The organism is Paracoccus sediminis, from assembly GCF_900188295.1.
Lineage (GTDB): Bacteria > Pseudomonadota > Alphaproteobacteria > Rhodobacterales > Rhodobacteraceae > Paracoccus > Paracoccus sediminis.
Genome location: NZ_FZNM01000017.1, coordinates 40,814 through 66,699, shown reverse-complemented (window position 1 = coordinate 66,699; position 25,886 = coordinate 40,814). Strand labels below are relative to the sequence as shown.

The window sequence follows — 25,886 nt, the reverse complement described above, 5'->3', positions numbered from 1 at the left end:
CCTGGAGACCGGAAACGACAGCTTCCGCTTCAAAGCCAGTTCAGCCGCCGCAGCGCGCCAAAAGAAGGAGAACAATCACGCCTTGACCTCTGAATGACCCAAAAACCATAATCAAAGGTGGGTCAGTTCTCGATGGAAAACCTGGGTCACTTCTGGGTGGAAATTAACAGTCTGGCCATTGATCGTCCAGATATAGGGCACCATCGCGCCATCCAACATCACCATATGTCTTCGGTCCGCTGGACGCGCGGCAAGCGGGGTCATTGCCCTCAAGGCAGTCTCCTGGGTCATGTCGCGTGAAAAGGCCGGATGTTCGGACTCCGCCAGACCGGCGATGCGGGACACCGCCGCGCCTGGGGGCGCGAGGACGATGCCGGTGCGTTCCCGTGCGCCCTCGCGCAGCGCAAACACCGGCAGGGCCGTGCCATCCGCAGGCATATCGATCTCGATATCCAGTCGCTGCCCGGGCGCAAAGCCGAAGCGGGTGGATGTGTAGGGTTGGCAGGGCTCGCCGTCGACCGCGACCAGTCGCCCCGAGATCTGCCCAAGGTCGATCCAGAAGGAGGTCATCGCGGCGGCATTCACGGCGCGCAACAGCACCCGACCACCACGCTCGACCTGCACCACCTCCGGGTTGTCCAACGTCCGGTCATTTGCGAGATAGGCGTCGAAATCAAAATCGTTGATGTCCATTTCCGAGGCCCCCATTCCATCCGTGCCTTGCATGTCGCCCATGCCTTGCATGTTATTCTGGCTGGCTGCGGCTTGCTCATGCGGGATGCCGCTCATGATTTCGGCAAGCACCTCTTCGGGCGCCTTGAACGAGAAGTCATGCAGGAACATCACCACTTCCTGTCGGTCAGCGGCAAGATCCTCCGCCGAGTGCACAATCAGCGGGGCGGCGAGTAGACCGACCTCGTGCGCAGGCACGTGCGCGTGCATCCAGAAGGTGCCGGGCCGCGTGGCGTAATCGTAGGGGCGAGCTTCGCCGGGCATGAGCATCGGGTTGGTATTCGGCGCACCATCCTGAGCGTTGGGCGGGATCTGACCATGCCAGTGGATGATCGTCTCGACATCCAGCGCGTTGGTCAGGTCGACACGAAAACGCTGGCCGGGATCAAGTGTCAGGCCGAGACCACCTTGGCCGTTGACGAGGCCCATGACGGTCGCCGCGCGTCCCTGCACCTCGATAGTGCGGGTGGTGGCTGTCAGAGAGAGCACATCGGATGCCGCCCTGGACCGGGTAGGCAAGAGAAGGGCCGTCGAAGCGGCGGTGGAAGCGGCAAGAAACCCGCGGCGTGTAAAGCTGGTCATGTCATGCTCCGAAAGGTGAGGTCTGAAGTTCGGTCCCGCTCCAGGCGGGGTGTGGCTCAGACCGTGGTCCTCGGAGGTCGTCGCGGCGGCACACCCCCGTGGGAAGGTGGTTCCGTTTCCTTCACAAGGCGCCATCGCGGCAGAAGCCGCAGCACCCGGCCGTCGGGTGGCGACAGCAATGGCTCGGGCGCGCCTCCAATGCAATACATCTTGCAGACAATCGCGCCTAGATTGCCGCTGCCGGGATGGGTCATCCGGGACTCGTCATCCAGTAACGCGACCCCGGTGTCCTCGTGTCTCATGCAAAGGTAGCCTGCATGCCCCGCCATCGAGAAAGCGGACATGCAGGCCGCTTCTGGATCGGCCTGGACCGGCGGCGCGGCCATCAAGGGCCAGAGGCCGACAACGAACGCCCCGACCAGCACGGCCCGCAGGGCCAGCTCCAGCGCTCTTGCTCTGCCCCCGAGTACGCGGCGCCATTGCGGGATCATTCTGCCGTCTCCATGCGCGACCGCTCGGCCTGCACCCCGCGAATGCGGTCGGTCCAAGTGGAGTCGATATAGGCCAAGACAGCCACGATCTCGTTATCCGTCAGCATCGTGGCGGTTCCACGGCAACTGGGCTTGCGTGCACATCACGGCGGCTGATCCGGTTTTCTTTGGCCAGAAGCACGCGTTGTGCGGCCTCCCGCACACCGAGATGCCTCACCCAATCGGCGAGGATGCCGAAAGCAGCAGTCCTCGCACCCCCCAGCACGACGGCGCGACATGGTGTCAGGCGCGCAGCGCGCGCAATATCTCGCTCAGACCGGCGCATTTTTCGATCCTGCGTTGGCCATGTGAGCTTGGGATCTGAGACGGACCGTCTGAACATAAGCTGCGCTCCTGAGAGAAAGAACCAGCAGAACAAGCGCGACGAACCACATCTGCAGCGGGTTCGGCTCCGGCGTGGCACGGTGGAAACTCATAAAATGGATGAAAAGGAAGTATCCGACATGCGCGACGGTCAGCCACCACAGGGGCAAGACGCCCATCTGGATAAATTTCCAGCCGGAGGCGCCCAGGAGACCAACTGCGAGATCGCTCGACGTGGCGGCAAGCAGGATGACCAGCCCGAGCGCCGCCAGACCGACGGCGTTCGCAAGCGCAAACCCGTGCTGGAACATAACATATTCCCGTATCTGGGGATGCCATTCGAATCCGAAAAGCCGCATCAGATCCCATTCGACCCAGCCTACCAGGATGATTGCCGTATGGACGATCGCATAGAGGCAGCCATGGATGCCAAGTTCGCGCCGTAAGGGGAGTACGCGCACGACCGGCCGAACGAACCGTGACAGCGGGCCTATGCCGACCGACAAGGCAACCAGCATCAGAGAGACATCCCCGAAAGCCCGGTTCCAGCGATGCATCGGGCTCCAAGACGCATGAACCGCAGCAAAGAGCGCTAGAAATCCGGCGCCGATCGCCGCAGCGAGAAGATGCCGCAGTCTGGCGTCGCGAACGATACGGCGCAGAAGCAGTTGCGCTTCGGTCCGTTCAATGGCGGTCATGTCAGCCCTCGACTGGTTCCTGTCTCGAACGAGCCGGCCATTGGCGACCTCCCTCGGGAGGCACGAAAGGCCTGCCCGGTGCGGAATGCAGCGAATGCCATCACGACGATCCCAGCGAGCGCAAGATAGGGTCGCACCGGGTCGAACCAAGCTAAAAGAACCGGACCGCCGAACAGGAACATCAAGAGCTTGTTACAGGTTGGGCAGGCGATACCGAGAAACCCCACCACTCCGCCGCTCCGGGCCCCACGAGCACGGCATTGCGGAACCCAGAGCGCCGCAGTGGCCCCGGCCAAGACTGCCATGACGCCCGCAGCCAGCGCCTCCCAGGCCCCGACGGGCGTCATCCGCACGAATAACGGGTTCGTCCAAACCGCGCTCACGGTCCCGACCACCGCGAACACCGCCAGCGCGACGAGTGTTCCCCTCAGGCCTCGTGCGAGTAAATCGGGCATCGAATATGACGCCTTTCGTGTTTCAATCTGCATTGAACTCCACCTTCGCAAACTCCTCTCCGAAGCCTACACTGGCGATCCAGCGACCGGCCATGGGCAGCTTGAGGCTCGTGCGCCAATTCCCAGTTCCCACAAGCTCGAGCGGCGGATCGAGCCTGTCCATTTGCATGTCCGCCATGGTAAAACTGACGTCCGGCCGCACTTCTGCTAGAACTGTCAAATCCGCGTCTGGTGTAAACTGGATCTCCAGTCTGATGTCTCGGTTGCCCAAGGCATAGAGCCGTCCATCGATACGCCCTCCGGCAAAAGAGTCCGAAAAGATCGTGGCCGGCGTTGTGCCGTCCGTCGGCCCCTGAGCGGATCCGATCAGGCCAAGGCCCGCACCGATGAACATGGCAACGAAAATCGAGACCCCGGCGCCCAGCACAGCGGCAATCCATCTGGCTGTTCGCATTCCTCATGCCCATCTCAAGAGTGATCCAGTGCCGTTATCGGCTGCGTTGCGAGTGCTTGGGGAGCCTATGAGACCGGGACCGAAATCACATGGAGGCCGGCCTCGCCCCGTTCGCTCAGAGAGCGTCATGCGGCCCTGAACGGTTGACGATTTAGCTTTCGCATATCAGAAAAGCTATGGGATAGAAATCACAGAACAGAGAGGCTGAGCGCCTTTTTGCAGAGTGAATCAATGGGTCATGGGGTTCTGGCGAACCGGATCTTTTGATCGGTATCCCATCTCGAACGGCTGCGACCGCATGCTTGACAATCATGTCATCGAGCCATCTGAGTGGCATCGATGGAAATGCCGGAGAGGTTGTGATGACAAAGGGCCGGCGCAATCTTCTGATCGGTGGAGCCATCGTCGGTCTGATATACGGGCTAAGGGCGGCGCCTTGGGACCTGCTGCCGGGCCGCGGCCCCCGCTATGTCGCGATCGAGGGACTGTCGCCGTTTCGACGGCTTGAGGAAGGCGGGCGTATCTCCACCGGTTCAGCAGCGTTTGTCGGCCTCGACCCACCCGACGACAGCGAAAGTGAACGTCGCGGCCAAATCGAATTGGTGCGCAGCGACCTGTGCGGTGCATTGTTCGGACCGGACGCCCGTGACGGCGCGATACCCGTTGCCTATTTCAGCGAGTACCGGTGCCCGTATTGCCGCAAGCTCGAGCGTGACCTCGCCGATGTCGTTGAGGCAGACCCCGGCACCTTGCGCGTAATACAGCACGAGTGGCCGATCTTCGGCGCGTCATCCGAGCTTTTCGCCCGAGCCTCGGTGGCGGCTGCAAGACAGGGCCTGCAGCAGCCGTTGCGCAAGCGATTCATGCAGATGCCGCTGGTCGCGGACGAGGGTTCGGTTCTCAGGGTGGCTGCCGACCTTGGCCTCGACACTGACCGGCTCGCCAGCGACATGGCATCTGCTGAAGTCGCGGCTGAGTTAGGTCGTACCCGCGCCCTTGCCTCCGTTTTCGGTTTTATCGGCACGCCGGGGCTGGTGATCGGGCGCACGGTCCTCAACGGAGCCATTTCGCAATCCCTGCTGCGACAGATCATCGCCGACGAGACGTCCTTGCCGCCGATCGAGTGCTGAAGGCACGAGGCCGGCTGACCCAAGACCGGCTCAAGCCGTACAGAGCTGCCACGCCCGGTTCGCCTGCACTGTCAGAGCGCGGCGGCTCCCTTGGCGGTGGCCAGCTTAAGGTTCTTTCGGCCCCGGTGCGACATTGTTGATGATGATCGGGAGTCGGAGCGATGACCGCCGTGGCGGCGTAGAGTAACCGTCCGATCTGACCTCTAGGGGCTCATCTCCAAGGTGGAGAAGACGAACGACTCCGGCGCACTGCACGCGACGAGGCTCTATGCGAAGCGCCCCGTGTCTTTTTGGATCGGGGGCCATGCCACCAGCCTGGCGGATGGCCAATGAACCTGTCAGGCCTGCCTGAGGCGCCCGATGCCCGATCCATGTCGTCGGCTCATGACGAGGCGTGCTCTCCGCTGACGGTTCGAAGATCGGTCAGAAGCTGTTCGATCATCGCGGCACGCGGATTTCCGATGCGCTGGATAAGGCCGATGCGACGCGTGACCGGCGGGTCGCCGAAGGGTGCCGTCACCAGCGACGCCGAGCATTCCTTGACGGCGATGTCCGGCACCACGGAAACCCCCAGCCCGTTCGCCACGCAGGACGTGATGGCCGAGATCGTGTCGATTTCCGCGATCTCGTTCAGGGGAATGTTCATCCGCGCAAGCTCGTGGTCGATGGCCTGCGCCAGCGGCACCGCCGCGCGGAAGCGGATATAGGGCAGGGTTCTCAGAAGCTCGTTGCCCGTCACGGCGGGCGAACCGGGGGGGGCGATGACGAACAGCGGCTCTCGGATGAAGGGGTTCCACCGAAGTCCGGCCGGAAGATCCCGGTTCTCGGCCACCATCGCGGCGTCCAGGCGTCCGGCGGCGACATCCTGCAACAGCGCGTCGGACAGTCCGACCCGAAGCCTGATCCGAAGACCGGAGTTGCGCTTGCGCAGCAGGACGACGGCGCGGGGCAGCAAGCTCAGGGCGCTTGTGCGGACCGAACCGATGGCCAGGGTGCCCACGACCTTGCGCCCGGTGATCGTGCCGATGGCATCCTCGGCGGTCTGGATCAGCGTGCGCGCGGCATCAAGCATCTGCATTCCCGCCGTGTTGAGGCGCGGCGGACGGCTTGACCGGTCAAAGAGGGGAACACCAATCTCGGTCTCAAGGGCGTGCATCTGTTGGCTCACCGCGGACGGCGTGAGGTTCAGATGTTCCGCCGCCTTTGAAAAATTGCCCTGCTCGACGATGGCCAGAAAGGTTCTAAGTTGCCGTATATCCATCAGTTTAAGAATCTCTTAAGGTGACGATAAATATTATGCGATAGATTTCCAAAATATGAATGATAAATGGTTTGTCCGAAAGGTGCCAAGATTCGGCATCGTGGAGGACCATGGCAGACAACATCCTGATAACGGGGCCAAGCTTGGACCCTGCCGCCGCCCGGTTGCTTGTCGAGGCAGGCTACAGGCCGGTCTATGTGCCCGCCTATGCCGATGGCAACGGGCTGATCGTGGCCATGGCGGCCGCCGACCCGGTCGGCATTCTGGCGCGCATGGGGCATGTCGGCGAAGCGGCGTTGAACGCCGCCCCCCGGCTTGCGGTCATTTCGAAACACGGCGCGGGTGTTGACAACATCGATGTGGACGCCGCCAGCAGGCGCGGCATCCCGGTTCTGAATGCGGCAGGCGCCAATGCCGTATCCGTGGCGGAACACGCGATCGCGCTGCTGTTCGCAGTGTCCAAGAAGGTGATCCCGCTTGACCGCGGTATCCGCGAGGGGCGTTGGGAAAAGTCCGGGTTCCAGGGCCGCGAACTTGCGGGATCGGTGATGGGCCTTGTCGCGTTCGGTGCGATCGCGCGCCAGACCGCCCGCTTTGCCAAGGCCCTGGGCATGGAGGTCCGCGCCCATGACCCCTTTGCACCGGCGGACGTATTCGCCGCCGAGGGGGTCGAGAGCGTCGAGGATCTGGATGCCCTGTTCGCCGCCAGCGACATCATAAGCCTGCATTCGCCGCTGACGCCGGCCACCCGGCATCTCGTCAACGCCGAACGGCTGGAATTGATGAAGCCGGACGCCATCATCATCAACACCGCCCGCGGCGGCCTGATCGACGAGGCCGCGCTGTCTGCGGCCCTGGCCCGCGCACGGATCTTCGGGGCCGGTCTGGACACCTTTGCGCAAGAGCCGCCCCCTGCCGATCATCCGTTCTGGTCTGAATCGCGGCTGGTCCTTTCGCCCCATATCGGCGGCGTCACCGCCGCAGCGAACAGGCGCGTGGGCATCGAGGCGGCGCAGGGCATCGTCGACATTCTGGCGGGCCGGCCCGTCCCGCAGGCGCGGATCGTCAACCGCGCGAAACTTACCATCCCGGCCTGAGGAGGGTTTTCATGGCTATCGGTTTCCGCATTCTGCCCCGTGACCGCGCCGTTCCAGCCGATCTGGTGGCCCGGTTCGCCAAACTGCCGGTCGCCAATGTCAGCGACAGCATGAACCGCATGACCGCGGCCGGGCCACGCCTGACCCGGATGCACCGCGACGGCGTGCTGGCCGGGCCGGCCCTGACCGTCAAGGCGCGGCCGGGCGACAACCTGATGCTGCACAAGGCCATCGACATGGCGGCGCCCGGCGACGTGATCGTGGTCGATGCGGGCGGCGATCTGACCAATTCCCTGATGGGCGAACTGATGCTGGCCTATGCGATCAAGCGCGGCGTGGCGGGGTTCGTGCTGAACGGCGCGATCCGCGATGCCGACCAGTTCATCGCCATGAACTTGCCGGTGTTTGCCGCGGGCGTCACGCATCGCGGACCCTACAAGGACGGTCCGGGCGAGATCAACGTGCCCATCGCCCTGGACGGCATGGTGATCCATCCGGGCGATCTGATGCTGGGCGACAGCGACGGCGTCCTGGCGGTGCCGTTCGACGCGGCCGAGGAGGTCTATGCCCGCACCATGGCCAAACAGGACGCCGAGACCAGGCAGATGGCCGCCATCGAGGCCGGAACGAACGACCGGTCCTGGGTCGATACGGCGTTGAAACGACTGGGATGCGCGATGCCCGACGGCATCTGAACACCATTTTCTTGGGAGGAGAAATCATGACCATCACGAAATCCGCGGCCCTGGCCGCAATCCTGACGACCACCGCCGCAGGCGCCGCCCTGGCCGACTGGCCCGCCGATCGCCCGATCGAGATGATCGTGGCCTTCGCCCCCGGCGGCGGCACCGACATCATGCTGCGCACCCTGGCGCCGTTCCTGGAGGCGGAACTGGACGCCCAGTTCCCGGTGCTGAACCGGCCCGGCGCCTCGGGCGAGATCGCCTATACGGCGCTGTCGCAGGCCCGGCCCGACGGGTACACCGTGTCGTCGCTGAACACGCCGGGCTTTCTGACCATGCAGATCGGCCGCACGTTGCGCTATGATCCCGCCGACATCTGCCCGATCGCCCGCATCGTCGAGGATCCCGGCACCTTCATCGTCCAGGCAGGGTCCGGATACCAGACGCTGGCCGATCTGGTGGCCTTCGCCAAGGAAAACCCCGGCGCGGTGTCCGTGGGCACGACCGGAGTCGGCACCGACGAACATCTGGCCATGCTGCAACTCGAACAGGCGGCGGGGATCGACCTGACCGCCGTGCCCTTTGGCGGCGCCAACGAGGCCAAGACCGCGCTGCTGGGCGGTCATGTCGCGATGATCGGCCTGAACGTGGGCGAATACGCGACCAGCGATCGGAACGCGTTCCGGGCGCTTGCGCAATTCGCCGACGAACGGTCGATCCTGGCGCCCGATCTGCCCACCGCCCAGGAACAGGGCTTTGACGTCATGATGTCGTCCGAACGCGGTCTTGCGGCGCGTTGCGACGTCCCCGAGGATGTGCGCGCGAAACTTGCCGCCGCCGTCGATGCCGCGCTTGCCGATCCCGAATTCCAGGAAAAGGCCAAGCAGCAGGCGCTGCCCCTGTCCTTCAAGTCCGGCACGGACTGGCAGGCGGACATGCCCGTCCGTCTGGCGCGCTATACCGAGATCTTCAAGCTGATCGAGGCGGGCCAGTAATGGCCCGCCCCACGGCGACCGGCACGGGCGACCGGCCCGACCTGCTGTCGGCGGGCCTGTTCATCGGGCTTGGCGGGCTTGGACTGTTCATGGCGCGGGGGCTGGATACCGGCACGCTGGCGCAGATGGGACCGGGCTTTCTGCCCCGTGTCGTCTGCGTGCTGCTGATCGCGGTGGGTCTGGCCGTGGGCATCCCGGCCCTGCGCCGCCCCGTCCAGGCGATCGACGCGATCCGCCTGCGGCCGCTTCTGGTCATCACCGTGGCGATCGTGGGCTTTGCCTATGCGGCCACGCATCTGGGCTTCGTTCTGGCGTCGCTGTGGCTGATCGTCGCGGGATCGCTGGCCGATCCGGGCGGCAATTGGCGCCACATCCTGCTGCTGGCCGCCGGGCTGACGCTGTTCGGCGCCCTGGTCTTCGTCTATGGGTTGGGCGTCCAAGTCCCCCTGTGGCCGTTCTGACAACCGTCATCGCCCTGGGGAGGACCGCATGACATTCATCGACCTGCTGATGCTTGGCTTTTCCGAGGCGATCACGCCCGCGAACCTGGCCTTCTGCCTGCTGGGCGCGCTGCTGGGAACGCTGATCGGCGTGCTGCCCGGCATCGGCCCGACCGCGACCATCGCCGTGCTGCTGCCCATCACCTTCTTCCTGCCGCCGCTGGCCGGGATCATCATGCTGGCCGGCATCTACTATGGCGCGCAATACGGCGGTTCGACGACAGCCATCCTGGTCAACCTGCCGGGCGAGGCGTCGGCGGTGGTGACGACGCTGGACGGGTATCAGATGGCCCGGCAGGGACGGGCCGGGGCCGCGCTTGCCGTCGCGGCGCTGGGGTCGTTCTTCGCAGGCACGGTGGCGACCTTTGCCATCGCCGTGGCCGGGCCGATGCTGTCCGGTTTCGCACTGTCCTTCGGACCTGCCGAATACGTCTCGCTGATGGTGTTCGGGCTGCTGGCCGCGACGATCCTGGCCAGCGGGCCGGTGCTGAAGGCCATCGGCATGATCCTGATCGGCCTGCTGCTGGGCATGGTCGGCACCGATCAGGCCACGGGCGCGGAACGGCTGACCTTTGGCGCGATCGAACTGTTCGACGGCATCGACTTCATCGTCATCGCCATCGGCATCTTCGGCTTTTCGGAAATCATCGCAAACCTGGAACGCAGCGGGTCCGAGGGCGTGAAATTGGCGCCCTTGTCGCGCCTGTGGCCCACGCGCGATGATTTCCGCAACAGCTGGGGGGCCGTGTTGCGCGGCACGGCGATCGGCACGCTGCTGGGTCTGCTGCCGGGCGGAGGCGCCACGCTGGCCTCGTTCAGCGCCTATTCGCTGGAAAAGAAGGTTTCGAAACACCCCGAGAAATTCGGCACCGGCGTGGTGGAGGGCGTGGCATCGCCCGAAGCCGCCAACAACGCGGCCGCGCAGTCGTCCTTTATCCCGCTGCTGACGCTGGGGATTCCGTCGAACAACATGATGGCCATGATGCTGTCGGCCTTCATGATCCACGGCATCACCCCCGGTCCCACGGTGCTGACCACCCAGCCCGAGATCTTCTGGGGCCTGGTCGCCAGCATGTGGATCGGCAACCTGCTGCTGGTGGTCATCAACCTGCCCATGATCGGGCTGTGGGTAAAGCTGCTGACGGTACCTTACCGGCTGCTGTATCCGGCGATCCTGCTGTTCTGCTGCATCGGCGTCTATTCGATGAACAACCGGATCTTCGACGTGATCCTGGCCGCGGGCTTCGGCCTGCTGGGCTATGCCTTCCGCAAGGCCAGATGCGAGCCGGGGCCGCTGCTGCTGGGTTTCGTGCTGGGACCGCTGCTGGAATCGAACCTGCGCCGGACGCTGCTGATCGAACAGGGCGATCCGTCGATCTTCATCGAGCGGCCGATCAGCCTGACCATGCTGGTGGCCACGGTCATCCTGCTTGGCCTGATGATCCTGCCGTCGTTCCGCCGCACCCGGCAAGAGGCGTTCCAGGAAGAGGAAGCCTGACGAGCACGAGACGGCCGGGGCGGACGATATCCCGGCCAAGGCGATGCCGGGACGCAAGCTGGACTTTGTGCGGGCCGAGCAGGCGCAGGGGCGGCCGCTGCCCATGGGCGGCCGCAGGTCGAACGGCGCCCCGGCAATCTTGGACATCGCCCCTGGACAGCCGCGCGAAAAGCCGGACGAAACGCGGCCGTCCCGCGCATGATCGTTACCGGGCCGGGACCGCCCGCCTTGCGCGGTCACAGGTCGGGCAGGGGGTTAGCCCGTCGCAGCCAGCAGATCGACCCCCATCTGCGCGAACAGATCGACGTAATCCAGAAACACCCAGTTTTCCGCGATCCGGCCGTCGTGGCAGCGATAGAAATCCATGACCCGCAGCGTCAGCGCCCGCCCATCCGCCCTGACACCCAGGTAATCACCCTGAAACGTCATGGTCATCGACGGCCATCCCGATACGGCGGCATAATTGCCGTCGCCGATCCGGCAATAATGGTTGCCGCCCTTGCGGTCGGGAAAGGCGTGCAGGAAGGGCGCCCGGTGATCCTTGACGAACCCTTCCCACCGAAAGTTCGACCCGATCCCGGCGGGGCCGTACCACAGCATGTCGTCGGCCCAATAGCCGTCGGTTCCGGTCTGCCCTGCCGATCCGAAGGACTGCGGGTCGAACCGGTGCAGGTCGCCCAGCATTCCTTCCACGATGTCCAGCGACCCTTCGCCGTCGCCGGTCCGCGGACACACCCCGTCATGGGTGGCGGGGCCGGGAAACAGCGTTTCCAGACCATAGGAAAAGGGAAACGGATGCCGCCCCGCCTGGCGCATCAGGTCGGGCAGGTCCAGGATGATCCGCGTCTGGACGATGCGGCCATCCCGAACATGGTAGAATTCGCCCGCTCGCAGAAAGGCCAGCCGGTCGGACGGCGCGATCCCCCACAGGGGCGCGGTGAAATTGCCGACGTAATGGGCGACGGCCGCGCACCAGAAGCCGTTTTCGTGACGGCGGTTCCGGGCGCCGATAAAGATCTCGTCCCGGCGGTGCAGCCCGGAAAACGCCCGGCGCAGGGGGTCGAGGAAACCGGCCTCGATTTCGGCCGGCCCGGTCATCGGGGGCAGGGGGGCCGACACTTCCCATAGGCAGTCATCGGCAATGCTGATCGGCCCCAAAGCGGGATCGTCTTTCAGCATGGAGGCCAAGAAATGCTGCACGTTTTCGCGCTCGCCAGTCATTGCCGATTCCTTTTTGCATTCGAATGCAAAAAAGGCTTGCACGAATCGGAAGGTGCTGCAAATGTTAATTGCAATCGAATGCAAGACTGTTACACGCAACGTCACGGGATGCTTTCATGGCCGGAATCGAACTGCGCAATGTCAGCAAGCGATGGGGCCGGTTCACCGGCGTGGACCGGTTCAGCCTGTCGATCCGCGAACAGGAATTCCTGGTGCTGCTGGGACCGTCGGGCTGCGGCAAGACCACCACCATGCGGATGATCGCCGGACTCGAGGAGGCGACCGAGGGCGACATCGTCATCGGCGGGCGCCGGGTCAACGATCTGGACCCCAAGGACCGCGACATCGCCATGGTGTTCCAGTCCTATGCGCTGTACCCGAACATGACCGTTTACGAAAACATCCGCTTTCCCCTGAAGATCCGCAAGGTTCCGGCCGCCGAACACGACGCCCGCGTCCGCCGCGCCGCCACGATGGTGGAACTGACCGAATTCCTGGACCGCCGCCCCTCCGAACTGTCGGGCGGCCAGCGGCAGCGCGTGGCCCTGGCCCGCGCCATCGTCCGCCAGCCCGCCGTCTTTCTGATGGACGAGCCGCTGTCGAACCTGGACGCCAAACTGCGGGTTTCGACCCGCGCGCAGATCAAGAACCTGTCGCACGAACTGAAGGTCACGACGATCTATGTGACCCATGACCAGATCGAGGCGATGACCCTGGCCGACCGCGTGGTGGTGATGAAGCGCGGGCTGATCCAGCAGGTCGGCACGCCGACCGAGATCTATGACCGTCCCGCCAACACCTTTGTCGCCAGCTTCATCGGCAATCCGGCCATGAACCTGATGGAGGGCCATGTCACCGGCGGCGTGTTCGCGGCCGACAAGGTGCGCATTCCCGGCCTGGCCGCGCCCGACGGCCCGGTGACGCTGGGTTTCAGGGCCGAGGATGCGGCGGTCGCGCCTTCGGGCCAGATCGCGGCGCCGGTTTATACGATGGAACTGCTGGGTGACGCCACCATGGTCACGGTGCGCGCAGGCGGCGCCCTGGTCGCCGTCAAGGCCCCCAAGGATTTCCGCATCGCCATCGACGAACGGGTGGAAATCGCCGTTCCCCAGGCGGCCTGCCATCTGTTCAACACGAAAACCGGGGAACGGCTTGAAGCCTGACCCATGGGAACGCGGGCAACGACCCGCACCACAACAGGGAGTTTCACGATGTTTTTCCGCAAGATCGCCCTTGCCGGCGCCTTCGCGCTGATGGGTTCGACCGCGATGGCCGCCTGCGCCTTTCAGAACGAGGTGCCGGTGAAATCGCTGTCCGCCGGGTTCGAGGCCTGGAAGGCCGTCACCGACGCCATGGCCGAATGCGGCAATTTTTCCGCCGAACTGGATCAGGAATTCAAGACCAAGCAGCCCGAGGCCTTTGCCGCGCGCCCGTCGCTGTATCAGATTGGCGGGGTCGCCAACGAAACCATCGTGCCGCTGGTCAACGCGGGCACCATCCGCCCGCTGGACGATCTGGTCGCCAAGTACGGGCAGAACCTGCAACCGGGCCAGCTTATCAAGATCGACGGGCAGACCATGGCCATCGCCATGATGGTGAACACCCAGCACCTGATGTACCGCAAGGACATCCTGGACGAACTGGGCATCGCCGTTCCCACGACCTATGACGAACTGCTGGCCGCCGCCGAACAGATCAAGGCTAGCGGCAAGGTCGAATATCCGCTGGGCGGCACCTACAAGGCGGGATGGAACCTGGCGCAGGATTTTGTGAACATGTTCATGGGATCGGGCCAGCCGCTGGTCAACGATGACGGAACCGCCAACGTCAACAACGAGACCGGCGTCACGACGCTGGAGATGATGAAGGCCCTGTCGGCCTACATGGACCCCGAATTCCTGGGCGCCGATTCCACCGTGGTCCAGCAGCAGTTCCAGCAGGGCCGCATCGCCATGGCGAATTTCTGGGCCAGCCGGGGCAGCGCCATGGACGATCCGGCCGAAAGCCAGGTCGTGGGCAAGGTCGCGGGCGCGCCCACGCCCAGCATCGTTGATGGCGGCGCGCCTGCCACGACGCTGTGGTGGGACGGCATCGTGATCGCCAGGAACATCTCGGACGAGGAAGCGGACGCGGCCTTCCGCGTGGCGATGGAAGGTCTGGACAGCGAGATGGTCGCGGCCAACAACGACGACGCCGTATGGCTGATCCAAGGCTATCAACCGGGCGCGATGGCGCAGGCCGCGATCGCCACGGCCAGCACCAATCCGCCGCCGGTCTCCTATCCCTCGACCACCGCTCAGGGGCTGATGCACGGCGCCATCGGCAGCCAGGCCGCGGCCTTCTTCACCGGCGACAAATCGGCCGAGGACACCTTGGCCGCCATCGAGGCCGAATACGCGACCGCCGCCGCCGAGGCCGGGATCGTCAACTGACCCCCCGCCATGGGGGCGGTCCGCCGCCCCCGACCCGCCACCGCACAAGGGCCAGCATCATGCGCACACGGACATTCGCCTGGTTCGTCGCCCCGTCGGTGGCGATGATGCTGGTCTTCATCGCCTTTCCGCTGGTCTCGGTGCTGGTGCAGAGCTTTACCCTGACCCAGCCGGTGATCGAATCCGTCACGGTCGAAACCTGCACCCCCAGCTTTGTGGGCCAGAACTGCATCCAGGAAACCCGCCGCCAGCCGGTGCTGGACGAAAACGGCGCCATCGTCACCCAGACCCGCTTTGTTGGTCTGGACAACTATGCCACGCTGGTGGAACCGGGCCGGGCGCTGGCGTCCCTGGGCAGCCTGAACCTGGATGGGCTTCTGGCCATCGATTTCTGGAGGGCGCTGCGCTTCACGCTGTATTTCACCCTCATCACCCTGCCGCTGATCCTGGTCGTGGGGCTGGGGCTGGCGCTGGCGGTCAACAACGTCACCCGCGCGGTGCGCGGCCCGGTGATTTTCGTGACGCTGCTGCCCTTTATCATCACGCCCGTCATCGGCGCCCTGGCGATCCGCTGGCTGTTCGTGGGCGACGGCATCCTGACGCGGCTGCTGGAACACTGGTCGGGGCGCGATATCTTCATGTTCGCGCAGGCCTGGACGATCGAGCTTTTGATGATGTTCTATCGCGTCTGGCATGTCGCGCCCTTCGCCTTTGTCATCTTCTATGCCGGGCTTCAGGGCGTGAACAAGGACGCGGTCGAGGCCGCGCTGATCGACGGCGCGTCGCGCCTGCAACGGCTGCGCTATATCGTGATCCCGCACCTGATGCCGCTGATCGTCTTTGTCGCGCTGATCCATCTGATGGACGCCTATCGCGTGTTCGAGGAGGTGATCGGCTTTAGGTCCGAGGCTTATGTGATCTCGCTGCAATACCTTACCTATGACCTGTTGATGCCGGACAACACCGGGAACCGGGCGATCAACCGGGCATCCGCCTCGTCGATGCTGACGATGATCGGCATCGTGATCCTGCTGATCCCGCTTTTGCGCCACACCTGGCGCCAGCACAGGGAAACCCGCTGATGGCCGCCACGATCCGCGCCCTGCGTCAGCCGCTGTGGCTGCGCCTGACCTCGGCTTCGGCATTGTCGCTGTGGCTGCTGGTCGCGGCCTTCCCGATCTTCTGGATCACCATGATGAGCGTCAAGGTGCCGCTGGACGCCTTTGCCGACGGCCCGCTGGAGGTGATCTTCGGCCCGCGCACGCTGGCGGCGGGCAAGGGGCTGACGATCCTGGACCTGCTGGGATACGGGCTGTTCCTGCTGGCGGCGGGCCGGGCGGCGATGCGCTGGCTGCCCCGTGCGGTGCCGTCGCTGTCGCTGTTCGGGGTGCGCGTCCTGGGCTGGCTGATCGGCCTCATGGCGGTGGTCCTGGGGGTCTGGATCGGGGGGGTCTTCGTGCTGCCCGCCCTGCTGGGCGCATTGAACGGCGCCCTGGGGCTGGACCCGCTGATCGGGTTCACCGCCGAACATTACCGGTCCGTCTGGATCGGGCGGGATTTCTGGCAGAACTTCCTCAATTCCATGCAGGTGACGCTGGGGGTCACGGTAATCTCGCTGACCTGCGGGACACTGGCGGGCTATGCCCTGGCGCGGTCGGGGTCCAACATCGCCTTCTGGCTGCTGATCCTGGCGCTGATCTTTCGCGCCCTGCCGCATTCGGTGCTGGTGACGGGCTATCTGCCGGTCTTCATCAACTCGGCCGAGATCCTGCGCCCGATCCTGGGCGACAACGCCCCCACGCTGTACGGCCAGCCGCTGGCGGTGATCGCGGTACTGGTGGCGATCAACCAGCCCTTCACGATCTGGATGCTGCGGTCGTTCTTTCTGAACATCCCGGCGGACCTGGACGAGGCCGCGCGCGTCGACGGCTGCACCCATTTCCAGGCCTTCCGCTGGGTGATCATGCCGGTGATGTGGCCGGGTATCATCACCACCGGGCTGTTCAGCTTCCTTCTGGGCTACAACGACTTCCTTGTGACCTCGCTGCTCTTGGACCAGTCGAACATGACCATGGTTCCGGCCATCGCCAGCTTCTTCAACCGCGAGACGACCACCACCGACCAGGTGCAGGCCGTCGCCGCCGCCGTGTCGATCACCGCGCCCCTGTTCCTGCTGGTGATGGTGTTCCAGCGCCAGATCGTCAGCGGCTTGACCCAGGGGGCGGTCAAGGGATGATCCGCTATCCGATCCCGCACCCGGCCTTCTGCCGCCTGCCGCGCGACCATATCCGTGGCCTGCGTCCCCGACGCCCCGATATGTGATCCCGATTTCGAAAGGACAAAGCCATGAAAGGCTCTCGCCCCGAACAGGCCGTGCTGACCCGCGACACGGACATGACCAAGACCGCCGAAACCCGCGCCGTGATCGAAGGCATGGTGGACGGGTTGAACGACCACCGCATCACCGACATCGGCGAATTCTTTGCCGAGAATTTCCGCTGGCTGGGCAACCAGGGCTGCGGCACCAAGCATGGCCTGCGCGAATTCCAGGACAACTGGCAGAAACCCTTCCAGGCCGCCTTCAAGGACAAGACCTGCATCGACGAGGCGCGGCTGTACATGGGCGAATGGGCCGCGGCTTTTGGCCGGCAGGAGGCCACCCATGCCGGCGAATTCATGGGCATCCCCGCGACCGGCAAGCGGGTCGAGATCCGCTATATGGATTTCTGGAAGGTCCAGGACGGCCGGATCGTCGACAACTGGGTGATGGTCGATTTCCCGCATGTGATGGCGCAGCTGGGCGTGGACTGCTTTGGCGGCCACGGCTGGGAAACCTTTGACCGGGGCGAAAAGACGCCGCCGCAGCCCTGACGCAAGCGGCCACAGGAAGGACGGAGTTTTCCCATGACGATCACCCATCTCAAGCGCGGCAAGCCCGAGGACCAGCGGGCCGAGGATGACGCCCGCGTCCGCGCCACGGTCGAAACCGTGCTGAAGGACATCGAAACGCGCGGCGATGCCGCCGTGCGCGACCTGTCGGTGAAGTTCGACACATACGACCCGCCGTCCTTCCGCCTGACCGATTCCGAAATCCAGGCCGCGATGCAGCAGGTCAGCCCCCGCGACATGGACGACATCCGTTTTGCCCAGGACCAGATCCGCCGCTTCGCCCAGGCTCAGCGGGCCAGCATGACGGATATCGAGGTCGAGACCTTGCCGGGCGTGACCCTGGGCCACCGCAACATCCCGGTGCAGTCGGTCGGCTGCTATGTGCCGGGCGGCAAGTTCCCGATGGTGGCGTCGGCCCACATGTCGGTGCTGACGGCCTCGGTGGCGGGGGTGCCGCGCATCGTTGCCTCGGCCCCGCCGGTTCAGGGCGCGCCGCATCCGGCCATTGTCGCCGCTATGCATCTGGGCGGCGCGCACGAGATCCTGGTGCTGGGGGGCATGCAGGCCGTGGGCGCCATGGCCATCGGCACGCAGACCATCGCCCCCGTGGACATGCTGGTCGGCCCCGGCAACGCCTTCGTGGCCGAGGCCAAGCGCCAGCTTTACGGCCGCGTTGGCATCGACCTGTTCGCCGGCCCGACCGAAACCATGGTGATCGCCGACGACACCGTGGATGCGGAACTGTGCGCGACCGACCTGCTGGGCCAGGCCGAACACGGCTACAATTCCCCTGCTGTCCTGCTGACCAACAGCCGCAAGCTGGCGGAAGGCACTTTGGCCGAGATCGACCGGTTGCTGCAAATCCTGCCCACGCGCGATACCGCCGCCGCCAGCTGGCGCGACTATGGCGAGGTGATCGTCTGCGACACATACGACGAGATGCTGGAGCAGGCGAATGCCATCGCGTCCGAACATGTGCAGGTGATGACCGACCGCGACGACTGGTTCCTGGAACACATGCACAGCTATGGCGCGCTGTTCCTGGGACCGCGCACCAACGTGGCCAACGGCGACAAGGTGATCGGCACCAACCATACGCTGCCCACGAAAAAGGCCGGGCGCTATACCGGCGGGCTGTGGGTGGGCAAGTTCCTCAAGACGCACAGCTATCAGCGGATCACCACCGATGACGCGGCCGCCCTGGTCGGCGCCTATGGTTCGCGGCTGTGCATGTTGGAAGGGTTCGTCGGCCATGCGGAACAGTGCAACATCCGCGTGCGCCGTTATGGAGGACGGAACGTCGCCTACGGCACGGCGGCGGAATGATGGACCTGCCGCGCACCCCGTCCTTTCGCCTTGACGGCCGCCACGCGCTTGTGACGGGGGCCTCGAGCGGCATTGGGCTTGCGGCGGCGGCGGCCCTGGCGGGGGCGGGCGCGCGGGTGACGATGGTGGCGCGCGGCCTGGCCGATCTGCAAAGGGCGGCGGATGCGGTGGGGGCGGCGGGCGGGCGGGCCACGGCATTGGGGCTGGACATCGCGGATCTGGACGCGGCGCGGGATGTCGTGACAGCTAACGGCCCTTTCGACATCCTGGTCAATTCCGCCGGGTTGGCGCGCCATGCGCCCGCGCTTGACACCACCCCTGCCGATTACGACGCCGTCCTGGGCCTGAACCTGCGCGCGGCCTATTTCCTGACAAGGGAGGTCGCGCGCGGCCTGATCGCCGCCGGGCGGCCTGGCAGCCTCATCAACGTGTCGTCCCAGATGGGCCATGTCGGCGGACCGGACCGGGCGGTCTATGCCGCATCGAAACACGCCCTGGAAGGCATGACGAAATCCATGGCGATCGAATGGGGCCCGCACGGCATCCGCGTCAACACGCTGTGCCCGACCTTCATCCGCACGCCCCTGGCCGAACAGACCCTGCGCGACCCCGACCGCCGCGCCTGGATCCTGTCCAAGATCGCCCTGGGCCGGGTCGGCGAGATCGAGGATGTGATGGGACCGGTGGTGTTCCTGGCCTCGGACGCATCCGCCCTGGTGACGGGCGCGGCGCTGATGGTCGACGGCGGCTGGACGGCGGAGTGAGGCGATGACCGATGCGACCCACAGCCCCGACGCCAAGGCCCCCGACCGCGTGACCGCGCAGGACGTGGCGCGGCTCGCGGGCGTCAGCCAGTCGGCGGTCAGCCGGGTCTTCACGCCCGGCGCCTCGGCCAGCAAGGCGACCACGGCCAAGGTCCGCGCCGCCGCCGAGCAACTGGGCTATCGCCCCAACGTGCTGGCCCGCAGCCTGATTACCGGCCGCACCCGGATCATCGGGCTGGTGGTCGCCTATCTGGAAAACCAGTTCTATCCCGTCGCCCTGGAGCTGCTGTCGCGCGCGCTTCAGGCCAAGGGCTATCACGTCCTGGTCTTCATGGCCTCGAATGCGACCGAGGGTGTCAGCGAAGTGATGGCCGAACTGCTGGATTACCAGGTCGACGGCATCATCACCGCATCCGTGGCAATGACCAACGACCTGACCACGCGCTGCGACGCCGCGGGCATTCCGGTGGTGATGTTCAACCGCGGCCAGGCCGATCCGCGCCTGTCCGAAGTCACCAGCGACAACATCGCGGGGGGCCATGCCGCCGCCTGTCATCTGATTGCCACCGGCCACCGCCGCATCGCGCATGTGATGGGCTGGCAGGGCGCGTCCACCGGGCGCGATCGCGCGCAAGGATTCAGCAATGCCCTGGCGGACGCGGGGCTGGCGCCCGTGGCGATGATCGACGGCATGTTTTCGCGCGACACGGCGGCCCAGGCCACGCGCGACCTGTTCGGCGCCCCCTTCGATTCTGGCGACCGGCCCGATGCGGTCTTCGTCGGCAACGACCACATGGCCTTCGCGGTCATGGACGTGCTGCGCTTTGAACTGGGGCTGGACGTGCCGGGCGAGGTGTCGGTGGTGGGCTATGACGACGTGCCGTTGGCATCCTGGCCCGCTTATGACCTGACCACCATCCGCCAGCCGGTGCGGCGCATGGTCGATGCCACGGTCGACCTGATTCTGGGCCAGATCGAGGGCGATCACGACCCCCACACGATCCGCATCGACGGCACGCTGATCCAACGCGGCTCGGTTCGCGACAGGAACAACCACAAGGACAAGGACAGATGAAAGGCTTCGACCCGAAATTCCGCGACTTTCCCGATTACATCATCGGCATCACGAAGGAGATCTGGGAAGACCGCGGCATCGCCACGCTGCACCATTACTATGCCCCCGACATCCTGGTGCGGTCCCCCGCTTCGGTCGTCCGGGGCAACGCCGGCGTCATTGGCGCGACCATGGCGACGCTGTCCGAGTTTCCCGACCGCACCCTGCTGGGCGAGGACGTGATCTGGTGCGGCACCCCCGAGGAGGGGATGCTGTCCTCGCATCGGCTGCTGTCCACGGCGACCCATAGCGGAGACGGCGCCTATGGCAAGGCCACCGGGCGCAAGCTGTCCTATCGCATCATCGCCGACTGCCATGCTATCGACAACCAGATCAACGACGAATGGCTGATCCGCGACCAGGGCGCCATCGTGCGCCAGATGGGCTGGGACCCGGTGGACTTCGCCCGCGACCAGATCGCGCGCGAAGGCGGGCCGGACAGATGCGTCAAGCCGCTGACCCCCGCCAATGACATCCAGGGCCCCTATACGGGGCGCGGCAACGACAACGAATGGGGCGCGCGTCTGGCCGACGTCGTGACGCGCATCATGAACGCCGACTTCACCGTGATCGGCACCCAATACGACCGCGCCGCGCAACTGGAATATCCCGGCGGCGTCACCGGCCACGGCTGGCCGGATGCCGACCGCTTCTGGCTGGGGCTGCGCGCGGCCTTCCCGGATGCGGCCTTCGCCATCCACCACGTGATCGGCCGCGACGACCCGATGATGCCGCCCCGCGCCGCCATCCGGTGGAGCCTGCACGGACGCCACAGCGGCTGGGGCGCCTTCGGCACGCCCACGGGGGCCGAGGTTTATGTGCTGGGCATGACCCATGCCGAATTCGGCCCCTTCGGCACGAACGGCGTCAGCCTGCGCCGGGAATGGACGCTGTATGACGAAACCGCCGTCTGGAAACAGATCCTGCTGGCGACCGGGGCGGTCTGACGACCCCCTGCGGAAATCCCTCAAGGAGAATATGCGATGACCCCCGAACAGATGGAACAGCGGATCGTCCGCTATGGCGATCTGCAACCCTGCAAGACCGCCTTCATCGACGCCCATACCCCCGGTTCCGACCGCAAGGAGAACTTCACCATCATCGGCGGGGGCGTCAGCGAATCCCCCGACCAGCATGTCCACCTGCGCGAAACGCCGGGCTTCAACATCGGCGCGGCGGGCCAGCCGCCGAACTGCCGCAACAGCCTGCATTCGCACCACAGCGCCGAGGTGTTCTTCGTCCTGAAGGGCCGGTGGCGGTTCTTCTGGGGCCGCTGGGGCACGGCGGGCGAATTCATCGCCGAGGAAGGCGACATCTTCAACATCCCCACCGGCATCTTCCGCGCCTTTGAAAACGTCGGCACCGATTACGGCATGATTATGGCGATCCTGGGCGGCGACGACGCCGGGGGCGGCGTGGTCTGGGCGCCGCAGGTCATCACCGACGCCAAGGACTACGGCCTGGTCCTGGGCGAAAACGGCCGCCTGTACGACAGCAAGAAGGGCCAGTCCCTGCCCGAAGGCATGCAGCCCATGCCGCTGCTGGACGACGACCAGCTTCAGTCCTTTCCCGAACCCACAACCGCCGAGGTCATTCCGAACTGCGTTGCCCGGTATTGGGATCTGATGGCGCTGTCGGACCGCCAGCCCGCCAAGGTCATCGGCGCCGAGGGGATCCTGCGCGACCGGCCCGGATTCGATGTCGAGTTCCTGTCGCGCAACTCGATCCCCGACACCCCCTATGCCCTGGACCGGCACGAGGTGCTGATGCCGATGCGCGGGCATTGGCGGCTGACCTGGGCGGGCGGCACGACCACGCTGAACCCCGGCGACACCGCCGCCATCCCGCCGGGCCTGGAACATGCGCTGGCGCCGTCCATGACGGGCGAGGCGTCGCTGTACCGGGTGATGAACACCCAGGATCCGGCGGGCGCGACCGGGCGGCTGCTGTGACACGGTTGGCCTGATGCTGGCCCTGGTGCTGATCCCCGGCATGATGTGCGACGCGCGGATGTGGGGCGCCATCCCCGACGCCCTGGATCCGCGTCCCATCCATCACGCCCTGCCCGTGGGGGCGGACAGCATGGCCGGGATCGCCGATGCGATCCTGGCCGCCGCCCCGCCGCACTTTGCCCTGGCCGGGCTGTCCATGGGCGGCATCGTCGCGATGGAGATGCTGGCCCGCCAACCCGGCCGGATCGACCGGCTGGCCCTGCTGGACACCAACCCGCGCGCCGAGTTGCCCGAGGTTCAGACCCGCCGCGCCCCCCAGATCGCCCGTGCCCGCGCGCAGGGGCTGGAACGGGTGATGCGCGACGAACTGATACCGCATTATTTGGCGCAGGACAGCGACGCCCTTGCCGACCTGTGCGTGGACATGGCGCTGTCGCTGGGGCCGGATGTGTTCGAACGGCAGTCGCTGGCCCTGCGCGACCGCGCCGACCGGCAGGCGGCCCTGGCCGGGTTCGACGGTCCCGCCCTGGTCCTGACGGGGGCGGACGACCGGCTGTGCCCGATGGACTGGCACGACCTGATGCACGCGCTGATGCCGCAGTCGCGGCTGGTGGTGATCGACGGGGCGGGCCACCTGCCGCCCCTGGAACGCCCCGTTGAAACCCTGGCGGCCCTGCGCCGCTGGCTGGAGGATGCATGACCCCCGACCTTCTGGACCTGCTGCGCCGGGTCGATACCCCCACCGTCTGCAACGCGATCGAGGTCGCCCAGGGCCGCCGCGGTTTTGCGGACTTCACCCGCGGCACGATGGTCTGCACCGAACCGGGCCGCCGCGTCGTGGGCCACGCCGTGACCGCCCAGATCGCGGCCCTAGCCCCGCCGACCGAGGCGTCTGATACGATCCGTGCCCGGCGCATGGACTATTACCGCGGCATGGCCGGGGCGCCGAACCCCTCGGTCGCGGTGATCGAGGATCTGGATTACCCGAACTGCATCGGCGCCTTCTGGGGCGAGATCAACACCACCGTCCACAAGGGTTTCGGCCTGTCGGGGGCGCTGACCAACGGCGTGGTGCGGGATCTGGACGACCTGCCACCGGATTTCCCGGTGATCGCGGGCAGCATCGGTCCCAGCCACGGGCATGTGCATGTCCGCAGCCTGGGCCAGCCGGTCCGGGTCATGGGGCTGACGGTGCATCAGGGCGATCTGGTCCATGCCGACCGCCACGGCGCGGTCGTCGTGCCGCCGGACATCGTGCCCGTGCTGGCCGCGTCGGTGGCCAGATTGCTGGCAACGGAAAAACTGGTGCTGGAACCGGCGCGGGCCGAGGGCTTTGATCTTCAGGCCTTCGAAAGGGCATGGGCCGCATTCGAGGCCGCGCGCACCTGACCGCCCGCGCCCTGCTGCCCAAGGGTCGTGACGGGACGGAAAGCCGCGCGATCCTTATGCAAGGGCAAAGATTCGGGTCGGCGTCGAGCGGCCCCGGACGCTTACGGCGTCCAGCGGGCGAACCGCCGCCGTCGGCCCCAGCGCGACCGCCGTCGCCTGCCCCATGATAAGCGGCACCCCCAGATCCTTGGTCAGCCCCTCCAGCCGGGCAGCCAGATTCACGGCGTCGCCGATCGCCGAATAGTCAAAGCGGGCGCCTGAACCCATGTTGCCCACGATGCAGGTTCCGGTGTTGATGCCGATGCCCACCGACAGGGGGGCCATGCCTTCGCGCGCGAATTCGACGTTCAAGGCGGCAACGGCGTCGATCATGCGCCGTCCGGCGGCGACGGCGCGCGCGGCATGGTCGGGAACATCCAGCGGCGCGTTCCAGAAAGCCATCAGGCAGTCGCCGATATATTTGTCGATCGTGCCGTTTTCGGCCAAGACGGCCTGGGACAACGGCTCCATCAGGCGGTGCAGGATCATGGTCAGCCGCTCGGGCTGGGGCTGCAACTGTTCGGCCAGGGTGGTAAAGCCGCGGATGTCGCAGAACAGCACCGTGATTTCCCGGCTTTCGCCGCCCAGCCGCAAGGCGCCCGGATCGGCCGCCAGCCGTTCGACAAGCGCGGGTGCCAGGTAATGGGCAAAGGCGCGGATCAGCCCGGCGCGCAGGCGCCGTTCGGCCACCACGTCGCGCAGGGTCTGTCCCGCCGCCGTCCCGACAAGGACCGCCATCGGCGCCAGCGGCGGCAGCCACAGGCGCCCCAGCCGCAAGGCCAGCCAGCAGGCCAGCGGCACGGCGGCAAGGCCCAGGAACAGCGACAGGATCTGCCATCGCCGCCCCCCTGGCCACAGCAGCGTCAGCGCCAGCAGCGCCGCCCCGCCGATCGCGCCCGCCCGCGACCTGGGGCCTGCGGGCCGGATCCAGTCCCCGGCGGCCAGATTTGCGACCAGGGTGGCGTGAATTTCGGCCCCCGCGACCAAGGCCCCGGACCGCACCGTCGCCGGGGTCGCGAAGGCGTCGCCGCCGCCTTGATCCGCCGCCGGCGCCGCCTGAAGGCTGAATCCCACGATCACGTCGCGACCTTGGAAAAGGCCCGGCGGCAGAAAGGCCACGGGATCGAGCGCCTGGTAATAGGATACCGTCGGCATGCTGCGCGCCGGGCCATAGAACTGAATCATGGCCCCCGGCGGGGTGGCCGGTGCCGCCGGACCCTGCCGCGCCGCCAGCACGGCGCGGGCCAGCGTGTCGGCCTGCGGGGGAAGGCGGCGCGCCGTGCCGTCGCGGTCCAGAGGAATGGTGGACACGCCCGCGACCGCGCCCCCGGCCAGCAGCCCGGCACGCGGGTCGATCCGCAAAAGCTGGATGGCCTGCGGGGTTTCCAGAACGCGTTCGTCGGCGGCCAGCACCGTGTCCGGCCCAAGCGCGGCGGCCAGCGCGGCGTCGGCCTCCGGTTCCGACGGATCGGCGAACACCAGATCCAGGGCGATGGTCCGCGCCCCGGCATCGCGCAGGGCCGTCACCAGCCGCGCATGGATGTCGCGCGGCCAGGGCCATTGCTGCCCGATCTCGGAAAACGACGGCTCGTCGATGGCGACGACCAGCGGGGCGTCGGCGGGCCGGGGCGGCGGGGCGATCATCGAAAGGTGGTCGAAGACCCGCAGTTCCAGAAGCTGCCAAGCGGGCAATCGTGACAGGAGGCTGCCCGCCACGGCCGCACAGACCGCAAGCGCGGCAAGCCCCGCGCGTCGCCCGCGTGCGGCCGCCGGCCCCGCGCCGCGCGGATCCGTCCACCAGGGCCGGGCAGAGGCCGCCAT

At 66.2% G+C, this 25,886-nt stretch carries 25 protein-coding genes and 1 pseudogene; 18 read left to right on the top strand and 8 right to left on the bottom strand.

The genetic code is table 11. The annotated features are described in order from the left end of the window. Nucleotides 1-111 precede the first annotated feature (111 nt). The 4 genes from CHB77_RS16405 to CHB77_RS16385 all read right to left on the bottom strand — a co-directional run bounded on the left by CHB77_RS16405 (nucleotide 112) and on the right by CHB77_RS16385 (nucleotide 3,775). A complete protein-coding gene (locus CHB77_RS16405; RefSeq protein WP_089389259.1) occupies nucleotides 112-1,314 on the bottom strand; it encodes a multicopper oxidase family protein in 1,203 nt (400 codons plus the stop codon). An 802-nt stretch (nucleotides 1,315-2,116) separates the two neighbouring features. After that, nucleotides 2,117-2,866, bottom strand: coding sequence for a hypothetical protein (locus CHB77_RS16395; RefSeq protein WP_131023388.1), 750 nt, complete (start codon nucleotides 2,864-2,866; stop codon nucleotides 2,117-2,119). Further along, entirely contained in the window at nucleotides 2,863-3,354 is a 492-nt protein-coding gene (locus CHB77_RS16390) for a hypothetical protein (protein ID WP_131023389.1), read from the bottom strand. The genes CHB77_RS16395 and CHB77_RS16390 overlap by 4 nt, the downstream gene beginning before the upstream one ends. Then, nucleotides 3,344-3,775 (bottom strand): hypothetical protein, encoded by a 432-nt coding sequence (locus tag CHB77_RS16385; protein ID WP_089389256.1) that lies wholly within the window; start codon nucleotides 3,773-3,775, stop codon nucleotides 3,344-3,346. Before CHB77_RS16385 ends, CHB77_RS16390 begins: the two co-directional genes overlap by 11 nt. A gap of 362 nt (nucleotides 3,776-4,137) precedes the next feature. Between CHB77_RS16385 and CHB77_RS16380 the strand changes: the two genes are divergently transcribed. Continuing rightward, a complete protein-coding gene (locus tag CHB77_RS16380) occupies nucleotides 4,138-4,905 on the top strand; it encodes a DsbA family protein (protein ID WP_165456305.1) in 768 nt (255 codons plus the stop codon). Nucleotides 4,906-5,287: 382 nt separating this feature from the next. On the opposite strand, the gene CHB77_RS16375 is transcribed toward CHB77_RS16380, so the two are convergent. Next, entirely contained in the window at nucleotides 5,288-5,977 is a 690-nt protein-coding gene (locus CHB77_RS16375; protein WP_242626685.1) for a LysR substrate-binding domain-containing protein, read from the bottom strand. Between the two features lie 18 nt (nucleotides 5,978-5,995). Further along, nucleotides 5,996-6,166 (bottom strand): annotated as a pseudogene (locus tag CHB77_RS18710) (LysR family transcriptional regulator); the annotation flags it as partial. 110 nt (nucleotides 6,167-6,276) lie between these two features. Here CHB77_RS18710 and CHB77_RS16370 point away from each other — a divergent pair. From CHB77_RS16370 to CHB77_RS16350, 5 genes are read left to right on the top strand one after another with little or no spacing between them, the layout of a single operon-like run. Beyond that, complete coding sequence (locus tag CHB77_RS16370; protein WP_089389253.1) at nucleotides 6,277-7,263, top strand: hydroxyacid dehydrogenase; 987 nt, start codon at nucleotides 6,277-6,279, stop codon at nucleotides 7,261-7,263. Between the two features lie 11 nt (nucleotides 7,264-7,274). After that, nucleotides 7,275-7,958: an RraA family protein gene (locus CHB77_RS16365; RefSeq protein WP_089389252.1), complete on the top strand. Its 684-nt coding sequence runs from the start codon at nucleotides 7,275-7,277 to the stop codon at nucleotides 7,956-7,958. A gap of 26 nt (nucleotides 7,959-7,984) precedes the next feature. Continuing rightward, a complete protein-coding gene (locus CHB77_RS16360) occupies nucleotides 7,985-8,941 on the top strand; it encodes a tripartite tricarboxylate transporter substrate binding protein (protein ID WP_089389267.1) in 957 nt (318 codons plus the stop codon). Then, entirely contained in the window at nucleotides 8,941-9,402 is a 462-nt protein-coding gene (locus tag CHB77_RS16355; RefSeq protein WP_089389251.1) for a tripartite tricarboxylate transporter TctB family protein, read from the top strand. The genes CHB77_RS16360 and CHB77_RS16355 overlap by 1 nt, the downstream gene beginning before the upstream one ends. Before the next feature lie 28 nt (nucleotides 9,403-9,430). After that, complete coding sequence (locus tag CHB77_RS16350; RefSeq protein WP_089389250.1) at nucleotides 9,431-10,939, top strand: tripartite tricarboxylate transporter permease; 1,509 nt, start codon at nucleotides 9,431-9,433, stop codon at nucleotides 10,937-10,939. Nucleotides 10,940-11,194: 255 nt separating this feature from the next. On the opposite strand, the gene CHB77_RS16345 is transcribed toward CHB77_RS16350, so the two are convergent. Then, nucleotides 11,195-12,160: an ester cyclase gene (locus CHB77_RS16345; protein ID WP_089389249.1), complete on the bottom strand. Its 966-nt coding sequence runs from the start codon at nucleotides 12,158-12,160 to the stop codon at nucleotides 11,195-11,197. Between the two features lie 116 nt (nucleotides 12,161-12,276). Between CHB77_RS16345 and CHB77_RS16340 the strand changes: the two genes are divergently transcribed. The 12 genes from CHB77_RS16340 (at nucleotide 12,277) to CHB77_RS16285 (ending at nucleotide 24,026) form a co-directional block, all read left to right on the top strand. Continuing rightward, nucleotides 12,277-13,323 (top strand): ABC transporter ATP-binding protein, encoded by a 1,047-nt coding sequence (locus CHB77_RS16340; RefSeq protein WP_089389248.1) that lies wholly within the window; start codon nucleotides 12,277-12,279, stop codon nucleotides 13,321-13,323. A gap of 48 nt (nucleotides 13,324-13,371) precedes the next feature. Beyond that, nucleotides 13,372-14,592 (top strand): ABC transporter substrate-binding protein, encoded by a 1,221-nt coding sequence (locus tag CHB77_RS16335; protein ID WP_089389247.1) that lies wholly within the window; start codon nucleotides 13,372-13,374, stop codon nucleotides 14,590-14,592. Between the two features lie 59 nt (nucleotides 14,593-14,651). Next, on the top strand, nucleotides 14,652-15,674 hold the full coding sequence (locus tag CHB77_RS16330; RefSeq protein ID WP_089389246.1) for a carbohydrate ABC transporter permease: 1,023 nt from the start codon (nucleotides 14,652-14,654) through the stop codon (nucleotides 15,672-15,674). Beyond that, nucleotides 15,674-16,828 (top strand): carbohydrate ABC transporter permease, encoded by a 1,155-nt coding sequence (locus tag CHB77_RS16325; protein WP_089389245.1) that lies wholly within the window; start codon nucleotides 15,674-15,676, stop codon nucleotides 16,826-16,828. The genes CHB77_RS16330 and CHB77_RS16325 overlap by 1 nt, the downstream gene beginning before the upstream one ends. A gap of 110 nt (nucleotides 16,829-16,938) precedes the next feature. Continuing rightward, the gene (locus tag CHB77_RS16320; RefSeq protein ID WP_089389244.1) at nucleotides 16,939-17,463 is read left to right on the top strand and encodes an ester cyclase; all 525 of its coding nucleotides are present in this window, start codon (nucleotides 16,939-16,941) and stop codon (nucleotides 17,461-17,463) included. 33 nt (nucleotides 17,464-17,496) lie between these two features. Next, on the top strand, nucleotides 17,497-18,807 hold the full coding sequence (gene hisD, locus CHB77_RS16315; RefSeq protein ID WP_089389243.1) for a histidinol dehydrogenase: 1,311 nt from the start codon (nucleotides 17,497-17,499) through the stop codon (nucleotides 18,805-18,807). Continuing rightward, nucleotides 18,807-19,571, top strand: coding sequence for an SDR family NAD(P)-dependent oxidoreductase (locus CHB77_RS16310; RefSeq protein WP_089389242.1), 765 nt, complete (start codon nucleotides 18,807-18,809; stop codon nucleotides 19,569-19,571). The genes hisD and CHB77_RS16310 overlap by 1 nt, the downstream gene beginning before the upstream one ends. 4 nt (nucleotides 19,572-19,575) lie before the next feature. Further along, nucleotides 19,576-20,646 carry a LacI family DNA-binding transcriptional regulator gene (locus tag CHB77_RS16305; RefSeq protein WP_089389241.1) on the top strand — a complete coding sequence of 357 codons (1,071 nt, stop codon included), beginning with the start codon at nucleotides 19,576-19,578 and terminating at the stop codon, nucleotides 20,644-20,646. Next, complete coding sequence (locus tag CHB77_RS16300) at nucleotides 20,643-21,632, top strand: nuclear transport factor 2 family protein (RefSeq protein WP_089389240.1); 990 nt, start codon at nucleotides 20,643-20,645, stop codon at nucleotides 21,630-21,632. Before CHB77_RS16305 ends, CHB77_RS16300 begins: the two co-directional genes overlap by 4 nt. 36 nt (nucleotides 21,633-21,668) lie before the next feature. Next, complete coding sequence (locus tag CHB77_RS16295; protein WP_089389239.1) at nucleotides 21,669-22,637, top strand: cupin domain-containing protein; 969 nt, start codon at nucleotides 21,669-21,671, stop codon at nucleotides 22,635-22,637. A gap of 13 nt (nucleotides 22,638-22,650) precedes the next feature. After that, entirely contained in the window at nucleotides 22,651-23,337 is a 687-nt protein-coding gene (locus tag CHB77_RS16290; protein ID WP_089389238.1) for an alpha/beta fold hydrolase, read from the top strand. Further along, a complete protein-coding gene (locus CHB77_RS16285) occupies nucleotides 23,334-24,026 on the top strand; it encodes an RraA family protein (RefSeq protein ID WP_089389237.1) in 693 nt (230 codons plus the stop codon). Before CHB77_RS16290 ends, CHB77_RS16285 begins: the two co-directional genes overlap by 4 nt. Nucleotides 24,027-24,080: 54 nt before the next feature. Here the strand turns inward: CHB77_RS16285 and CHB77_RS16280 are convergent, their stop codons facing one another. After that, nucleotides 24,081-25,886: a CHASE2 domain-containing protein gene (locus CHB77_RS16280; protein ID WP_089389236.1), complete on the bottom strand. Its 1,806-nt coding sequence runs from the start codon at nucleotides 25,884-25,886 to the stop codon at nucleotides 24,081-24,083.